General features: G+C 73.2%; 16 protein-coding genes. 10 read left to right on the top strand and 6 right to left on the bottom strand.

Going from position 1 to position 16,114, the window contains the following annotated elements; all coding sequences use genetic code 11:
• The first annotated feature begins 20 nt into the window (after positions 1-20).
• Positions 21-542, top strand: a complete 522-nt coding sequence (locus ACQEVU_RS38060; protein WP_433332399.1) for a type 1 glutamine amidotransferase domain-containing protein — start codon at positions 21-23, stop codon at positions 540-542.
• Positions 543-595: 53 nt separating this feature from the next.
• Here ACQEVU_RS38060 and secA2 read toward each other — a convergent pair whose 3' ends face one another.
• Positions 596-2,923: an accessory Sec system translocase SecA2 gene (gene secA2 / locus ACQEVU_RS38055; RefSeq protein WP_433332397.1), complete on the bottom strand. Its 2,328-nt coding sequence runs from the start codon at positions 2,921-2,923 to the stop codon at positions 596-598.
• A 204-nt stretch (positions 2,924-3,127) separates the two neighbouring features.
• Between secA2 and ACQEVU_RS38050 the strand changes: the two genes are divergently transcribed.
• The gene (locus tag ACQEVU_RS38050; RefSeq protein ID WP_433335228.1) at positions 3,128-3,958 is read left to right on the top strand and encodes an NAD-dependent protein deacetylase; all 831 of its coding nucleotides are present in this window, start codon (positions 3,128-3,130) and stop codon (positions 3,956-3,958) included.
• Here the strand turns inward: ACQEVU_RS38050 and ACQEVU_RS38045 are convergent.
• Both ACQEVU_RS38045 and ACQEVU_RS38040 read right to left on the bottom strand, forming a co-directional pair.
• A complete protein-coding gene (locus tag ACQEVU_RS38045) occupies positions 3,950-4,690 on the bottom strand; it encodes a 3-keto-5-aminohexanoate cleavage protein (protein ID WP_433332395.1) in 741 nt (246 codons plus the stop codon). The genes ACQEVU_RS38050 and ACQEVU_RS38045 overlap by 9 nt on opposite strands.
• 103 nt (positions 4,691-4,793) lie before the next feature.
• Positions 4,794-5,078 carry a DUF3040 domain-containing protein gene (locus tag ACQEVU_RS38040; RefSeq protein WP_433332393.1) on the bottom strand — a complete coding sequence of 95 codons (285 nt, stop codon included), beginning with the start codon at positions 5,076-5,078 and terminating at the stop codon, positions 4,794-4,796.
• 280 nt (positions 5,079-5,358) lie between these two features.
• Between ACQEVU_RS38040 and ACQEVU_RS38035 the strand changes: the two genes are divergently transcribed.
• The 7 genes from ACQEVU_RS38035 to ACQEVU_RS38005 all read left to right on the top strand — a co-directional run bounded on the left by ACQEVU_RS38035 (position 5,359) and on the right by ACQEVU_RS38005 (position 11,496).
• Entirely contained in the window at positions 5,359-6,267 is a 909-nt protein-coding gene (locus tag ACQEVU_RS38035) for a lipocalin family protein (protein ID WP_433332391.1), read from the top strand.
• Positions 6,268-6,336: 69 nt separating this feature from the next.
• Positions 6,337-7,617 (top strand): AI-2E family transporter, encoded by a 1,281-nt coding sequence (locus ACQEVU_RS38030; protein WP_433332389.1) that lies wholly within the window; start codon positions 6,337-6,339, stop codon positions 7,615-7,617.
• 9 nt (positions 7,618-7,626) lie between these two features.
• On the top strand, positions 7,627-8,064 hold the full coding sequence (locus ACQEVU_RS38025; RefSeq protein WP_433332387.1) for a nitroreductase family deazaflavin-dependent oxidoreductase: 438 nt from the start codon (positions 7,627-7,629) through the stop codon (positions 8,062-8,064).
• A 687-nt stretch (positions 8,065-8,751) separates the two neighbouring features.
• Positions 8,752-11,031 (top strand): Hsp70 family protein, encoded by a 2,280-nt coding sequence (locus ACQEVU_RS38020; RefSeq protein ID WP_433332385.1) that lies wholly within the window; start codon positions 8,752-8,754, stop codon positions 11,029-11,031.
• A 2-nt stretch (positions 11,032-11,033) separates the two neighbouring features.
• Positions 11,034-11,186: a hypothetical protein gene (locus ACQEVU_RS38015; RefSeq protein WP_433332383.1), complete on the top strand. Its 153-nt coding sequence runs from the start codon at positions 11,034-11,036 to the stop codon at positions 11,184-11,186.
• Positions 11,187-11,197: 11 nt separating this feature from the next.
• Entirely contained in the window at positions 11,198-11,341 is a 144-nt protein-coding gene (locus ACQEVU_RS38010; RefSeq protein ID WP_433332381.1) for a hypothetical protein, read from the top strand.
• A gap of 2 nt (positions 11,342-11,343) precedes the next feature.
• Positions 11,344-11,496 (top strand): WD40 repeat domain-containing protein, encoded by a 153-nt coding sequence (locus ACQEVU_RS38005; protein WP_433332379.1) that lies wholly within the window; start codon positions 11,344-11,346, stop codon positions 11,494-11,496.
• 213 nt (positions 11,497-11,709) lie between these two features.
• Here the strand turns inward: ACQEVU_RS38005 and ACQEVU_RS38000 are convergent, their stop codons facing one another.
• The gene (locus tag ACQEVU_RS38000) at positions 11,710-12,189 is read right to left on the bottom strand and encodes a MarR family winged helix-turn-helix transcriptional regulator (RefSeq protein ID WP_433332377.1); all 480 of its coding nucleotides are present in this window, start codon (positions 12,187-12,189) and stop codon (positions 11,710-11,712) included.
• Positions 12,190-12,268: 79 nt separating this feature from the next.
• On the opposite strand from ACQEVU_RS38000, the gene ACQEVU_RS37995 reads away from it, so the two are divergent.
• A complete protein-coding gene (locus ACQEVU_RS37995; RefSeq protein WP_433332375.1) occupies positions 12,269-13,075 on the top strand; it encodes an NAD(P)H-binding protein in 807 nt (268 codons plus the stop codon).
• Between the two features lie 425 nt (positions 13,076-13,500).
• Here ACQEVU_RS37995 and ACQEVU_RS37990 read toward each other — a convergent pair whose 3' ends face one another.
• Positions 13,501-13,737: a hypothetical protein gene (locus ACQEVU_RS37990; RefSeq protein WP_433332373.1), complete on the bottom strand. Its 237-nt coding sequence runs from the start codon at positions 13,735-13,737 to the stop codon at positions 13,501-13,503.
• Between the two features lie 561 nt (positions 13,738-14,298).
• Complete coding sequence (locus tag ACQEVU_RS37985; protein WP_433332371.1) at positions 14,299-16,086, bottom strand: ABC transporter ATP-binding protein; 1,788 nt, start codon at positions 16,084-16,086, stop codon at positions 14,299-14,301.
• Positions 16,087-16,114 lie beyond the last annotated feature (28 nt).

Genomic DNA, 16,114 nt, shown 5'->3' with positions numbered 1-16,114 from the left:
CCGAGAGGAGGACGTCAGCAATGGATGTCGCGTTTCTGGTCTCCAAGGAAGGCATCGAGCAGGTCGAGCTGACCGAGCCCTGGAAGGCGGTCGAGCACGCCGGGCACATCCCGCGGCTGGTGTCGCCGGAGCCGGGGCGGGTCCGGGGGTACCACCACCTGGACCCGGCCGACACGTTCGACGTCGACGTGACCGCCGGCGACGCGCGGGCCGAGGACTATGCGGCCCTGGTGCTGCCCGGCGGCGTCGCCAACGGCGACCTGCTGCGCTGGCAGGCGCCGGCGGTGGAGTTCGTGCGCGCCTTCACCGCGACCGGCAAGCCGATCGCGGTGATCTGCCACGGCGGCTGGGTGCTCATCGAGGCCGACGCGGTCCGCGGCCGCCGGCTCACGTCGTGGCCGTCGCTGCGGACGGACTACCGCAACGCCGGCGCGACCTGGGTCGACGAGGAGGTCGTGGTGGACGGCAACCTGATCAGCAGCCGCAAGCCCGACGACCTGCCCGCATTCTGCGACCAGCTCGTCAAGGCGCTCGCCGCCTGACATTCGAAAGGGCCGGCCGCCGCGTCCGCGGTGGCCGGCCCTCGCGCGCCGGTTCAGCTCTTCTTGACGCCGCGGCCGGAGCGGAACAGCTTCACCATGCCGGCGAAGAAGCGCTCCATCTCCGAGCCGAACGGGTTGTCGCTGACCACGTACGTCCACGTGGCGCTCGGGCGGACCAGGCCGGCGTCGGCGGGCTCCCAGTCCGGGCCCTCGATCTCCAGCTCCTCGAACTCGGAGACCGTGCGGTTGTCGATCTCGGCCAGCAGGCCGCGGAACGCCGGGATCGCCTCGCGGTGGAACTCGTCGAGGGGGTCCTGCGAGCCGAGGACGCGCAGGTGGATGCCCTCGCGCAGCTCGCTCATGTCGGCCAGGTGCTCCGACCACGCGTTGTCGGCGTGGAACAGCGCGATCTGGCGGCCGATGCGCAGCACCGTCTCCTCGCCGAGCTCCTCGGACAGCTCGTTGTACTTGTCCGGGGCCCGCTCGGCGAGCAGCTCGCCGGCGGCGTCGGTGGTGAGCAGCTCCTCGCGGCGCTTGCCGTGCAGCTGGCGGTGCTGGTCGAGCAGGTAGTTGTACCGCCACGTGTTGCGGTGGATCTCGAGGTTGACGGTCTCGGCGACCCGCTGGGCGGAGCCGATCGCCCACCGCACGTCCTCGTCGTCGATCGCGCCGTCGGCGTCGGCCTGCCCCATCGGCATGGGCTCCGGGCCGTACCGCTGGATCAGCTCGTCCTCGAGGCTCACGAAGAACATCGACTCGCCGGGGTCGCCCTGGCGGCCCGCGCGGCCGCGCAGCTGGTCGTCGATGCGGCGGGAGTCGTTGCGGGCGGTGCCGATCACGAACAGGCCACCGAGCTCGGCGACGCGCTCGCGCTCCTTCTCGTCGCTGCCGCCGAGGCGGATGTCGACGCCGCGGCCGGTCATCTGGGTGGAGACGGTCACCGCGCCGACCGCGCCGGCCTCGGCGACGATGGCCGCCTCCGCCTCGTCGTTCTTCGCGTTGAGCACCACGCACTCGACGCCCTCCTCGGCGAGGGTGGCGGCGAGGCGCTCCGACTCGGCGACGCTCAGCGTGCCGACGAGCACCGGCCGGCCGGTCGCGTGCATCGCGGCGATCTCGGCGACGACGGCGATGTCGCGCTCCTCGGCCGAGGCGTAGACGCGGTCGGGCCAGTCCTTGCGGATGTTGGGCAGGTGCGGCGGGATCACCGCGACCTCGAGCTTGTAGAACTCGCGCAGCTGGTCACCGACCGGGATGGCCGTGCCCGTCATGCCGCAGATCTTCTTGTACTGCGTGAGGAACGCCTGCACCGTGATGGTCTGCAGCACCGTGCCGCCGCCGCTGCTGCGGATCTTCTCCTTCGCCTCGACCGCGGCCTGCAGCCCGTCGGGCCACCGGCGGCGCTGGGCGACCCGCCCGCGGAACTCGTCGATGAGCTCGACGCGCTCGTCGCGCACGATGTAGTCGACGTCGCGCACCAGCAGCGCCTCGGCGTGCAGCGCCAGGTTGACGGCGGTCAGCGTGTCGACGTTCTCCTCGGCGTACAGGTCGACGCCCAGGGCCGCCTCGACCCGCTGGAGCCCCCGCGTGGTCAGGTGCACCGTGCGCCCCTCGTCGACGACCTCGTAGTCGTGGTCGCGGTGCAGCCCGCCGATGATCTCGGCGATCGCGACCGGCTGGTCCTCGCCGGCGATGGTCGACCCGGCCAGCACCAGCGGCACGCGCGCCTCGTCGATGAGGATCGAGTCGGCCTCGTCGATGATCACCGTGCCGAGCTCGCGGTGCACCCGGTCGTTCGTGTCCGTCACGATCGAGTCGCGCAGCAGGTCGAACCCGGCCTCGCTGACCGACACGTACGTGATGTCCTTCGCGTACGCCTCCCGGCGCTCCTCCGGCGTCGACGACTCGTTGACCCACCCGACCGTCAGGTCGAGCAGCTCGTACACCGGGCGCATCCACTCCGCGTCGCGCCGCGCCAGGTAGTCGTTCACGGTGATCACGTGGACGGGCCCCTGCGCGGCATATCCGGCGGCGGCGATCGCGGCCGTCAGCGTCTTGCCCTCACCGGTGGCCATCTCGACCACGTGCCCGGCGAGGAGCACCTGGGCGCCGAGGAGCTGCACATCATACGGCCGCTCGTCCAGCGCCCGCTTGGCCGCCTCGCGCCCGAGCGCGCACGCCTCGACGAAGTCCTTGGGGTCTTCCCGCTGGTGCAGCGCCTTAGCGGCGGCGCGCAGCTCATCGTCGGTGAGCTCGGACAGCTCGGCCTCGCGCTCCTCGATCTCCGGCAGCAGCGCCCGCATCGGCTCGAGGTCGATCGTGGTGCCCGGCTGCTCCTGCAGCTTGCGCCGCCAGGCGTTGAATTTGCTCACCAAACCCATGCCGACACGATACTGTGCTATCCCCGCTGGGGGAGCCTGGCTCCACCCGAACCTCCTGAACACCCGCGACGGCTGGGCGTTTGGTCCCTCCCCGACAAGTCGGGCGCTCCGCGCCGCGACTTGTCGGTTTTATACCCGACCAGGCGAAATATCGGATATCTCGTGAAAGTGGCCGAAGGGGAGGAAGGCGGAACGCGAGGCAGGATTGGTGCCGTGGAACAGACTGTGGAGGCGCTGAGCCGGCTCGTCGGCAAGGGCGGGGTCCTGGTGCTCAGCGGCGCGGGCCTCTCCACCGAGTCCGGCATCCCCGACTACCGCGGGCCGAGCGGGATGCGGCGCAACGCGCAGCCGATGACGTACCAGACGTTCACGCGCGACCCGATCGCCCGGCGGCGCTACTGGGCGCGCAGCCACCTCGGCTGGCGCAACATCGCCCGGGCCGCGCCCAACGCCGGGCACCTGGCGGTCGGCCGACTGCAGGCCCGCGGCCTGCTGGCCGGGATCATCACGCAGAACGTCGACGGCCTGCACCAGGCGGGCGGGGCCGGCGACGTCGTCGAGCTGCACGGGGCGCTGGACCGGGTCGTGTGCCTCGACTGCGGTGAGCTGTCGGGGCGCACCGAACTGCACGCGCGGCTGGCCGAGGCGAACGAAACTTTCACGGCGACGAGCGACCAGATCAACCCGGACGGCGACGTCGACCTCACCGACGAGCAGGCGGCCGGGTTCGTCGTCGCGGACTGCCGCCGCTGCGCGGGGATGCTCAAGCCCGACGTGGTCTTCTTCGGCGAGAGCGTGCCCGCCCAGCGCGTCCAGCACTGTTTCGACCTCGTCGAGCGCTGCGCCGGCCTGCTCGTGCTCGGGTCGTCGCTGACCGTCATGTCGGGGCGGCGGTTCGTCGTACGCGCGGCGAAGCTCGGGCTGCCGATCGCGATCGTCAACCAGGGGCCCACGCGCGGCGACGCGCTCGCGACGATCCTCCTCGACGCGCCGCTCGGCGCGGTGCTGTCCGCCGTCGCCTGGAACCTACGCTGACGCCGCCGCCGACCACACCGACAGCGCGAGCCGGACGAGCTCGGCGTTGTCGGCGACGGGGGCGCCGTCCGGGCCGGTGAGCGTGTCCTCCAGGCCGATGCGGGTCGGCAGGCCGAGCCGGCCGGCGAGCGCGACCATCGGCCAGCACAGCTCGCCCTCGCCGTGCAGCAGCCGCCGGCCGGGGACGCCGGCCTCGTCGAGGCGGGCCAGGATCGCCTGCGCGTCCACGCCGGGGCGCATGACCTCGACGAGCAGACGGGGCAGGTCGGCGGCGATCGGCAGGGCGCCGGCGTCGGCGACGCTCCACACGCCGGCTTCGACGGCGACGCCGAGCTCGTCGAGGGCGTCGAGCAGGGCGGTGAAGCCCGGCTCCGAGACGTTGACCGAGGCGAAATCCGGCCTCTGGTACCGCTGAAGCCTCCCCCAGCCGCGCACCGCGACCAGCCGGGTCCCGGCGTCGCCGCCCGTGATCCACAGGCCGGTGGTCACGCCGATCGGGGTGGCGGGGCAGGCCTCGCGCACCGCGGCGACCGCGGCGCCGACGTCATCGGCGTCGAGCGACTCGGCGCCGGAGGCCGCGCGGGGGTGCAGGTGGACGGCCTCGGCCCCGGCGGCGACGGCGGCCCGGGCGGCGGCGGCCAGCTCGGCGGGCGTGCACGGCAGCGCGGGATGCGACCCGGGCGGCCGGCCGCCGTTGAGCGCGACCTTGATCCGGGCGATCGGGGCCAGCATCGGACAACTGTGACACGGGCGCGGCGGCGGGCGCGCGAGAAGTACCTGGACGTGCGAATCCCCGGCTCCGGGAGGCCGGGGCCGGGGAATGCGGAAGTGCAGGTCAGGAGATGTGGCTGGGGGGCTCGGGGGTGGCCTGGGACCGGTACGTCCAGACGCCACCGGCGACGCCCAGACCGCATATGGCCAGCACCGTGGCGGGGACGCTGCCGGCGCCGAGCCCGATGACGGCCCCGATGACCGCAGCGATGGCGATGATCACCGAGGTCACCCGGCGGGGCGTGATCCGGCGTGTCATGGCCCGGTTGAATCCATTGACGAAGCGCGTGTCGTTGCGCAGTGCGGCTTCGATGTCCGCGAGCCGCTTCTGCTCGCTCTCGCTGAGCATGACGCCCAACCTCCTCCGACGGGCCTGCCCGGTTCGCGATGGGTACCCGCTGCGATCGATCGTCACACAGAAAGTCCCCGAGTGGGTCGGCCAGTTGGCGCCAACTGTGATTCAGCAGCTCAACGGCCAGGCGTTTCGCGGCTTTTGTCGGATCGCGCGACCTGCGAAAGATCCCGGTGTATGCCATTCTCGACGGCGAATGGCGCGGATCGCCCGCGTGAACATTGAGAGGCGTCTTGTCGCCGCGCGCCCGGACGGCGACATGGGGGAGGAACGAAACGTGGACCCGAGCAGGCAGTGGCAGCAGCCCGATCCCAGCGGAGGCTACGGCCGGACGCCGCCGGGCGGCTACCCGCCCCAGCCACCCTACGGTCAGCCGCAGCAGCCGCAGTACCCGCCGCCGCAGTATCCCCCGCAGCCTCAGGCGCCTCAGCCGCAGTACCCGCCGCAGCAGTACCCGCAGCCGGCCCAGCCGCAGTATCCGCAGCAGGCGCCGCCGTACTCCGCCGTGCCGTACGCGACGCCCTACAGCGCCCCGCCCGCGTACCAGGCGGCGCCGCAGTCCGGGCCGCCGGTCGAGCTGGGCGCGCCGATGGTCCCGCAGCGCCGGCGCAACCGCTGGTTCGCCGCGCTGATCGTGAGCTCGGTGCTGCTCGTCGTGCTCGTCGTGGCGATCGTCGTCGTCGCGCTCAACCGCGGCTCGAGCGACCCCACGCCGCCGGTCGCCGCGTCGCAGGGCCCGGTCGACTCGTGCCTCATCGGCACGTGGAAGCAGACGACGTACCAGCACATCGTCGACCTCACCGGCACCGACGTCGGCACGCGCGAGAAGCTGACCAAGATCAAGTTCAGTGGCGGCGGCAAGGTCTGGGAGATCCGCGCCGACGGCAACGCGGTCGAGGACGACACCAAGACGGTGTACAGCGGCAAGACCGACGACGGCCGCAACGTCACGGCCACGTGGGAGGGCCGCACCGAGTGGAAGCTCACGACGAAGGACGGCGTCATGTCCTTCGCCGGCGGCGAGGCCACCACGGTCGTCACCATCAACGTCGACGGCTCGCCCAAGGGCCGCATCGAGCTGCAGCCCAACCTCGACCCGTCGCCGTACACCTGCAACGGCGACATCTGGCGTACGAGCAGCAAAGACAACGACGACGACTTCGCCCGCTACGACCGGGAGAAGTAGCCGCAACGGCCCCCGGCCTCGGTATCCCTCGATCGGTTGACCCCGCCCGATCGGGGGTACTGGCCGCCCATGACGACGTGGTTCACGCAGGTCGGCGAGCGCGCCCGGACGCGGCTGAGCACGGCGCGCCGCGCGCCGCTGTTCCCCTCCTCCGTGGAGGTCCGGCCGGCGTCCACAGTGGAGGACGGGATCCCGCCCGGGATCAAGGTCGCCGCCGCCTGGGCCTGGCGCATCGTCCTGTTCGCCCTCGCCGGGTACCTCCTGCTGCGCCTCATCGCCGCCCTGCACCTCATGGTGATCCCGGTCGTCGTGGCGATCCTGCTCGCCGCGCTGCTCGAGCCGGTCGCCGGCTGGCTGCGCGGCCGCGGCCTGCACCGCTCCCTGGCGGCCGCGATCGTGCTCGTCGGCGGCCTCGTCGTGGTGTTCGGCGTCCTGGGCGCCATCGTGTACACCTTCATCGCGCAGTTCAACAACGTCGCCGGGCAGGCCCGCGGCGGCCTGAACGAGATCCGCGCCTGGCTCGCCCACGGCCCGCTGCACATCTCCGAGCGCCAGCTCGACAACATGATCAACTCGCTGGAGCACCAGATCGCGGCCAACCGGGGCGCCCTGACCTCCGGCGCGCTCAGCACCGCGACGACGCTCGGCGAGTTGCTGACCGGCTTCTTCCTGGTGCTCTTCACGCTGTTCTTCTTCCTGCGCGACGGCGGCCAGATCTGGACGTTCCTGTGCCGCCTGCTGCCCGGCCAGGCCGAGCAGCCCGTCGCCCGCGCCGGCCGTTACGCGTGGTTCACCCTGGTCTCCTACGTCCGCGCGACGGTGCTGGTCGCGTTCGTGGACGCGGTCGGCATCGGGATCGGCGTGACGGTACTGCGGATACCGCTCGCCCTCCCGCTGGCCGCCCTGGTGTTCCTCGGCGCGTTCATCCCCGTCGTCGGCGCCACCCTCTCGGGCGCCGTGGCGGTGCTCGTCGCGCTCGTCACCCACGGCCCGGTCAGCGCGCTGCTGGTGCTGGGGGTCGTCATCGCCGTACAACAGCTGGAGGGTCATGTCCTGCAGCCGCTCATTATGGGCCGCGCGGTCGCCCTGCACCCGCTCGCCATCATCCTCGCCATCACCACGGGCGTCGTGGCCGCGGGCATCATCGGCGGCCTCGTCGCCGTGCCGCTGCTCGCGGTCGGGAACACGGCCGTGCGGTACCTCGCCGAGCACCCCCACGGCGAGCCCACCGAGGACCGGGAACCGCCCGGCACCGAGCCCGCCGAGGAGGACGAGAACAAGGCGGAAGACGATTCGGGGCCGCCGGCCGAGGGTAGCGTCGAAGGCGATATCAAGGAGAAACCGTCGTAAGGAGCAGCTATGCCGCTGACCGGTGAGTACGAGCCGAGCCCCACCGACTGGTCCCGCGACCAGGTCGAGGTCTTCGAGCGCACCAACGGCGCCGAGGGCAACACCATGCGGGGCCGCCCGATCATCGTCCTCACGTCGCGCGGCGCCAAGAGCGGCAAGCTGCGCAAGACCCCGCTGATGCGCGTGGAGCACGAGGGGCAGTACGCGGTCGTGGCGTCACTGGGCGGCGCCGCGAAGCACCCGGTGTGGTACCACAACCTGCAGGCCAACCCGCACGTCGAACTCCAGGACGGGCCGGTGAAGCGCGACTACGACGCGCATGAGGCTACGGGGGAGGAGAAGGAGCTGTGGTGGAAGCGCGCCACGGCGACCTGGCCGGACTACGACGAGTACCAGGCCAAGACCGACCGCACGATCCCGCTCTTCGTCCTGACCCCGCGCCCCTGACCGTCGCCCGCAACACGTGAGGCCGCTCAATGCTGTCGAGCGGCCTTTGCTTTCCCCGGGTGTCGGTTCCACTCGCCGCTCGCTTGGCGGCGCGACATGTCGGGCGCTCCGCGCCACGACATGTCGGATTTTTCGCCTGTCAGGGTATAAATCCGGCATGCACCGAGCCGGGCGTGGTCGTTGACCTTGGCAACTGCCTGACCTGGCGGAAACGTCGTAGCCACGGCAGCCACCGGCGGGCTGGCGGCGTGAGGCGGCAGCAGTTGGCGGCAGGCCCTGCGATGAGCCAGGGGGCGGGCCGGGGCGGCGCGGCCAGTGAGGGCCAGCGGCGTCGGCAGCCACCGGCAATGGCGGACTGGCGCTGCAGGTGCGGCGGTGGGCGGCCGCAGGTTGGCGGCGCGGGTGGGCAACCGCGGCCTCGCCGCGCGCGGCTGGCGGTGCGGTGGCGGCTTCGGGCCGGCCGCGCGGGTGGGCAACCGCGGCCTCGCCGCGCGCGGGTGCGGCCTGGCGCGCGCGGCTGGCGGTGCGGTGGCGGCTCGGGTGGGCAACCGCGGCCTCGCCGCGCGCGGGTGCGGCCTGGCGCTCGCGCGGCTGGCGGTGCGGTGGCGGCTTCGGGCCGGCGGCGCGGGTGGTGATGGGTCCGCGGCGCCGGGGTGAGCGGTTGGAAGCGGTGCGTACAGTGTGCGAGTGGCTTACCGGCTCGGTATCGATCTGGGCACCTCGACAACCGTGGCCGTGCTGGCCGTACCGAGCGGCGGCCCCGTCCGCCCGCTGTTGTTCGACGCCTCGCCGCTGCTGTCCTCGGCCGTCTTCGCCGGGGCCGGGCCCGAGCTGCTGACCGGGCTCGACGCCGAGCGGGCCGCGACCGCGCAGCCCGCCGGGCTCGAGGCCAACCCCAAGCGGCGCATCGATGACGGGACCGTGTGGCTGGGGGAGCGGGAGTACCCGATCGCGGAGGTCCTCGCGGCCGTCCTGCGGCGTGTCGGGGACGAGGCGCGGCGGGTCGCGGGGGAGCCGGTCACCGAGGTGGTGCTGACGCATCCGGCGGCGTGGGGGCGTACGAGGCTCGGGCTGCTCGCCGACGCCGCCGCGCGCGCGGGGCTGGGCGAGCCGGGCCTGGTGCCCGAGCCGGTGGCCGCGGCCGCCTACTTCGCCACCGTGCGGGAGCTCGATGCCGGGCAGTGCCTGGTGGTGTACGACCTGGGGGCCGGCACATTCGACGTCAGCGTGGTCCGGCGGCTGGCCGGCGGGTTCGAGGTCGTCGCCGCGGACGGGCTCGCCGACGTGGGCGGGCTCGACCTCGACGCCGCCGTGGTGCAGCACGCCCGCGGGCTCACCGCCGGGGCGACCGAGGCGTGGGGGCGGCTCGACTGGCCGCAGAACCACGCCGACCAGCAGGCGCGGCGGGCGCTGTGGACCGGGGCCCGGGCGACCAAGGAGCAGCTGACCCGGCACGCGACCGCGGACCTGCATCTGCCGCTTGTCGACACCGCCGTACACCTGACGCGGGAGGAATTCGAGCACGCCGCGCGGCCGTATCTGGACCGGACCGTCGCCCTGACCGTGAAGGTGCTGCGCGACGCGGGGGCCGCGCCGGAACGCATCGGCGGGGTGTTCCTGGTCGGCGGGTCGTCGCGGATTCCGCTGGCCGCGACGTTGCTGCACCGTACGCTGCGGATCGCGCCGACGATCGTGGAGCAGCCCGAGCTCGTCGTCGCCGAGGGGAGCCTGCTCGCGCCGACCACCCGCGCGGAGTACGCGCCGCCGACGGCCGAACTGCACCCGGTCGTCGCGCCCCCGGTCTCCCCGGCGGCTCCGGTTCCGGTGGTTCCGGCGGCTCCGGTGTCACCCGCAGTGTCCACAGTGGACGCACCGCCCAAGCCCCAGCCGCCGAAGCCAGCGACGCCGAAGCCAGCGACGCCGAAGCCAGCGACGCCGAAGCCCCAGCCGCCGAAGCCGGTGGCGCCGAAGCGCGGCAGGGGGCGGCTCGTGCTCGTCGCGCTCGTCGTGGTGGCGCTCGCGGCCGTGGGCGGCGGCGTGTACTGGTGGCGCGGTCGAGGGCCGGTCGTCGCCGAGCTGGAAGGGCACGCCGGCGCGGTGCGAGCCGTCGCGTTCAGCCCCGACGGCACGCGCCTGGTAACCGCGGGCGACGACAAGACGGTACGGCTGTGGAACGTCTCCAAGCGCTCCGCCGACGGCGCGCCGCTCACCGCCGCGGGCCCGCTGCGCGCCGTGGCGTACAGCCCGGACGGCAAGCTCATCGCGGCGGCCGGCGACGACCAGAAGATCCATGTGTGGAACGCCGCGACCCGCGCCGAGCTCGACCCGATCCCGCGCCCGAGCCGCACGTTCGTCGTCAACGCGCTGGCCTTCGACGCGAGCGGCGCCATGCTCGCGGTCGGCGGCGAGGGCGGGGTGGCCATCGTGTACCGCCTGGCCGACGGGTCGCCGGCGGCCGAACTCGACCCGCTGCCCAGCGGCGCGATCACGGCGCTCGCGTTCAACCCGCGCCAGGCCGACCGCATCGTGGTCGGGGGCGACCGGCCGGAGATCATCCGGTACACCACCGCCTCCGGCGCCGCCGCCCTGCCCGTCGAGACGGTCATCAAGCACAGCGGCACCATCCGCGCCGTGGCGTCCAGCCCCGACGGCGTCACGGCCGCGAGCGGCGGCACCGACGGGGCCGTGCTGCTGTGGCCCGACCAGGCGGGCGTGGCGGCGAGCAAGCTGACCGGCCACTCGGGCGCGGTGAACGCGGTGGCCTTCGACCGTACGGGCGCCCGCCTGGCCAGCGGCGGCGACGACGGCACGGTGCGCATCTGGAACACCTCGGGCCGCACGGCGATCGGCAGCCCTTACGCCCAGTCCGGCAGCCCGGTCGAGGCGCTGTCCTTCAGCCCGACGGACGCGAACGTGCTGGCCACGGCCTCGAAGGACGGCGTGGTCCGCCTCTGGGACCTTTCCTGACCATGAGGCCCGTGCCACGCCGCGAGCACGGTTCGGCCCCGCGGCGGCTTACGGTCGCCGCGGGGCTGCCCCGGTCGCAGCTGCGGGCAACGGACGCGAGCGTGCTGGCCACGGCCTCGAAGGTTGGCGTCGTCCGCCTCTGGGACCTCTCCTGACCATGAGGCCCGTGCCACGCCGCGAGCACGGTTCGGCCCCGCGGCGGCTTACGGTCGCCGCGGGGCTGCCCCGGTCGCAGCTGCGGGCAACGGACGCGAGCGTGCTGGCCACGGCCTCGAAGGTTGGCGTGGTCCGCCTCTGGGACCTTTCCTGACCATGAGGCCCGTGCCACGCCGCGAGCACGGTTCGGCCCCGCGGCGGCTTACGGTCGCCGCGGGGCTGCCCCGGTCGCAGCTGCGGGCAACGGACGCGAGCGTGCTGGCCACCGCCTCGAAGGACGGCGTGGTCCGCCTCTGGGACCTCTCCTGACCTTGAGGCCCGCGCCACGCCGCGACCGCGGTTTGGCCCCGCGGCAGCCGCGGGCAAGCGTTGACCTGCCGTAACTGGGGGCGTGCCCGAAATGTCCGGCGCTGGCGCGCCTGACATTTCGGACTTATACCCCGATACCGTATAAATCCGAAAAATCTGGCGCGCCAGCGCCGGATTTTTCGTGCCACGGCACAAAATGGCGGGCCGCCGGGGTCAGCTGGGCTCGCCCTCCGCCAGCTCGTCGGCGGACACGCGTCCGGCCTCGGCGACCCGCTCCAGGAACGATGCCAGCAGCTCCAGCTGCGCGTCGTCGTACCCGGCGCACAACTCGTCCATGCGGCCGTTCATGCCGGAGAACAGCTGGTACACCTCGGCGGCGCGGTCCTTCAGCGCGCGCACCACGACCGCCCGGCGGTCCGACGGGTCGCGGTCGCGGGCGATCCAGCCGCCCCGCTCGAGGCGGTCCAGGACGCCGGTCATCGTCGCCGGGTGCAGGCCGGCGCGGCGGGCCAGGGCGCTCGGGCTCAGCGGGCCGAAGCGGCTGACGAGGTCGAGGCAGTCGAAGTCCACGTCCCGCAGCTCCAGTCGGGTGCCCACCTGATGGTTGAGCACCGACAGCTGCGTGCTGAGGGTCCGCAGCGACTCCTTGATCGCGTTCGTCGTGCGCCGCCGCGGAGGTGATACGGAACTCATATCTTCTTGATCCTCGACCCGTATATTATGAAACTCGTAAGATATCGCCGTCGAACCCAGGATACGGGAAGGGACCGCCATGATCCTCGTAACCGGCGCCACCGGCACGATCGGCCGGCATCTCGTCGCCACCCTCAACGCCGAGGGCGTGGCCGTGCGGGCCGTCAGCCGGGCCGCGAACACCACCGTCGAGGGCGTCCTGGGCGCCGCCGCGCCCGGCGAGATCGCCGCGATGTTCCTGCACCCCCGGGTCGCGGGCGACCGCGCGGCGCAGATCCTGGCCCTGGCCGCCGATCAAGGTGTACGCCGGGCAGTCGTCCTGTCCGCCATGAACGTCGACGACCCCCTCGACCAGCAGCCCTCACGCCTGGCCGGCGACCGCAACCGCGAGATCGACCGCGCCGCCGCGGCGAGCGGCCTGTCGTGGGTCAGCCTGCGCGCCAGCTCGTTCGCCAGCAACACCACCCGCGCCTTCGGCCCGCAGCTGCGCTTCGGGGACGTGGTGCGGTACCCCTTCCGCGGCTTTGAGGAATCCCTCATCGACGAGCGCGACGTGGCCGAGGTCGCGGCGCGAGCCCTGCTCGGGGAGGGCGACGGCATCCTGGAGCTGACCGGCCCGCAGTCGCTCACGCACGGCGAGCAGGTCGCCGTCCTGGGCGCCGTGCTCGGCCGCCCGCTGCGCTTCGAGGAGGTCACGCCCGAGGCCGCGGCCGCCCAGATGACGTCGCGCGGCCTGCCGCCGGCGTTCGTCGAGGCGCTGATGGCCCGGTACCGCCGCCACCTCGCCGCACCGCAACACCCCCCGACCCCGACGGTCGAGGAGGTGCTCAAGCGCCCGGCGCGCTCCTTCGCGCAGTACGTCGCCGAGCACCGCGACGCCTTCTGATGCCCCCGCTGCACCTCGCCCTGGCGCTGCACACCGATGTCCTGGTCCCGGCCCTGGTCGATTTGGCGCCGGGCGAGGCGGAGGCGAGCCCCCGCTACGAGGACGAGGTCCTGGTGACTCCGTCCGGCCGCAGCGGCGCCGCTCGGTCGCCGGTGACGCCGTCCGTTCGCGGTGACCGGGCGCGCGTTGTGCCCGGGCGCCGCGTTGGTGCCGCGGCGGCGCCCGCGTCGGCGTGCCGAGCCGGGCCGGCGCAGGTGGGGCCCGGGCGCCGCGCTGGTGCCGCGGCGGCGCCCGCGTCGGCGTGCCGAGCCGGGCCGGCGCAGGTGGGGCCCGGGCGCCGCGTTGGTGCCGCGGCGGCGCCCGCGTCAGCGCGCCGAGCCGGGCCGGCGCAGGTTGGGCCTGGTCGGGCGCGGATTACGGCGTGATCAGCGGTTGCGCTGACGCCAGGTGGCCATGCCCGCCTCGATACGGCGCTGGTTGCGGGGGGTGCCGAGACTGCGCTTGGCCCGCCCGTAGAGCCAGAGGGCTCCACCGACGACAACCGCGCCGATGAGCAGATAGAAGATGCTGCCGAGCAGCACGTGGAACAGCCAGCTGGCGATCGCGCCGACCACGAAGAGGCCGACGACAACCGCGATGGCACCTACCAGGAAACGACCCATGCATCCAGCATGCGCCCCTCGCGCCACCGCCGTCATCAGGGCTTTCCCCGACCCCATGCCCCCAAGTCGCCAATCGATCACCGTCGGCATCGATCATGAAAGCGGGCCCGCCGCGCGCAACGCCCCGCACCGATGGTGCTTTCAATGCGCGGGAAAGGGCGCTGCTTGGCCAGGCCGCATGGAGTGCCAAGCCCGAAGGCCGCGGAGAAGCCGTGGACAGCGGCCCATGTGGTGGCCCCGAGGGACGGCGGTGGCGGTGGCGAAGGCCGTGGCGGTGGCGAGGGCCGTGGCGAGGGCGGTGGCGGTGGCGAGGGCGGTGGCGGTGGCGAGGGCCGTGGTGAGGGCCGTGGCGGTGGGCGAAGGCGGTGGCGAGGGCGGTGGCGAAGGCGGTGGCGGTGGCGAGGGCCGTGGCGGCGAAGGCCGTGGCGCCGCTGGAACGGGCGGCCGCGGGTGGATCGGCGCGGCGGTGAGGGGGACGGGCGCGGTGGTGCGGATGGGCGCGGCGGCGGGGGAGGGGGAGGGACACGGGGTGATGGGAAGGCCCGCGGGCGGGCCGGGCGGTTACGAGGCCAGCGTGGCGTAGGTGCCGGCGGCCGACAGCAGGGACGAGTGCGTGCCCTGCTCGATGACGCGGCCGTGGTCGATCACGGCGATCTGGTCCGCGTCGCGGACGGTGGAGAGGCGGTGGGCGATCGTGATGGTGGTGCGGCCGCGGGCCAGGTCGTCGAAGGCGCGCTGGACGGCGCGCTCGGTCTCCGTGTCCAGGGCGCTGGTGGCCTCGTCGAGCACGAGGATGCGCGGGTCGCGCAGCAGGGTGCGGGCGATCGCGATGCGCTGCTGCTCGCCGCCGCTGAAGCGGTGGCCGCGGGAGCCGACGACCGTGTCGTAGCCGTCGGGCAGGGACGCGATCAGGTCGTGGATGCGGGCGGCGCGGGCGGCGGACTCGAGCTCGGCGTCGGTGGCGTCGGGCTTCGCGTAGCGCAGGTTTTCGCGGACCGTGGTGTGCAGCAGGTAGGTCTCCTGGCTCACCACGCCGACCACCGCGGCGAGGTCGTCCAGGCGCAGGTCGCGCAGGTCGACGCCGTCGATGGTGATGCGGCCGGCGGTCGGGTCGTGCAGGCGGGCGATCAGCGCGGCGATCGTGCTCTTGCCCGAGCCGGTCTCGCCGACCAGGGCGAGCGAGCTGCCGGCCGGCACGTCGAGCGAGACGCCGGCGACGGCCGCGGCGTCGGAGCCGGGATAGGTGAACGTGACGTCCTCGAAGCGCAGGTGGCCGCGCACGTCGCCGAGCGGCACCGGGCGGGCCGGTTCGGCGACCTCGACGGGCAGGTCGAGGTACTCGAAAATGCGCGCGAACAACGCCAGCGAGCTCGTCAGCGCGACGCCCACACCGAGCAGCCCCATGAGCGGCCGGAACAGCCCCGCCTGCAGCGCGGTGAACGCGACCAGCGTGCCGATGCTCAGCGTGCCGGCGGTCATCGGCAGCCCGGCGCTGAGGTAGATGATCGCCGGGATCGCGGCGAAGATGATGCTCATCGACGCCATCCGCCAGCGGCCGGCCAGCTCGGAGCGCAGCTCGAGGTCGATCAGGCGCTCGGAGGAGGCGGAGAAGCGGGCGACCAGCGCGCTGCCGGCGCCCATGGTCTTGCTCAGCCGCACGCCCGAGATCGACAGGCCCTCCTCGATCGTCACGTTGAGGTCGGCCAGCTCGCGCTGGCGCTGGGCCGTGATCTCGCGGCGCATGCTCGCGACCTTGCGGGTCAGGTAGATCGCGGGCGGCAGCACGACGAGGGAGACCAGCGAGAGCCGCCAGGACAGCGCCGCCATGGCGACGGCGGTCGCGACCGCGGTGGTCAGGTTGGACGCGATGGACGTGGCGGTGTTGGTGACGACCGCCTCCATCCCGCCGATGTCGTTGGTGATGCGGGACTGCACCTCGCCGGTGCGGGTGCGGGTGAAGAAGCCGATCGACTGCCGCTGCAGGTGGGTGAAGACGTCGGTGCGCAGCCGGTGCATGACGAGCTGGCCGACCTGGGTCGACAGCCACGTCTGGATCACGCCGAAGGCGGCGGTGACGGCGGCCACGGCGACCATGCCGAGCACGAGCCAGACGAGCAGCCGGGTGTCGCGATCGGGCAGGGCGCGGTCGATGACCTCGCGGAGCAGGAACGGCGACGCCATCGACAGGACCGACGACGCCACGATGATGAGCACGACGACCGAGAGACGGCCGCGATGTGCGGTGAACAGACGGCCGATGCGGGCCAGTGAGACCTGCTTGGCCTGCGCCTTCTCGGCGGCGCTGACCTTCCGGGACCCGCGGGCGCGGGTGGGGCGGTTGGGCTCCAAGGGGAACACCTTTCTGTCGGATGTACTG

The sequence above is a fragment of the Dactylosporangium sp. CA-139066 genome, from assembly GCF_050936175.1.
Taxonomy (GTDB): Bacteria; Actinomycetota; Actinomycetes; order Mycobacteriales; family Micromonosporaceae; genus Dactylosporangium.
This window is presented reverse-complemented; position numbering and strand designations above follow the sequence as displayed.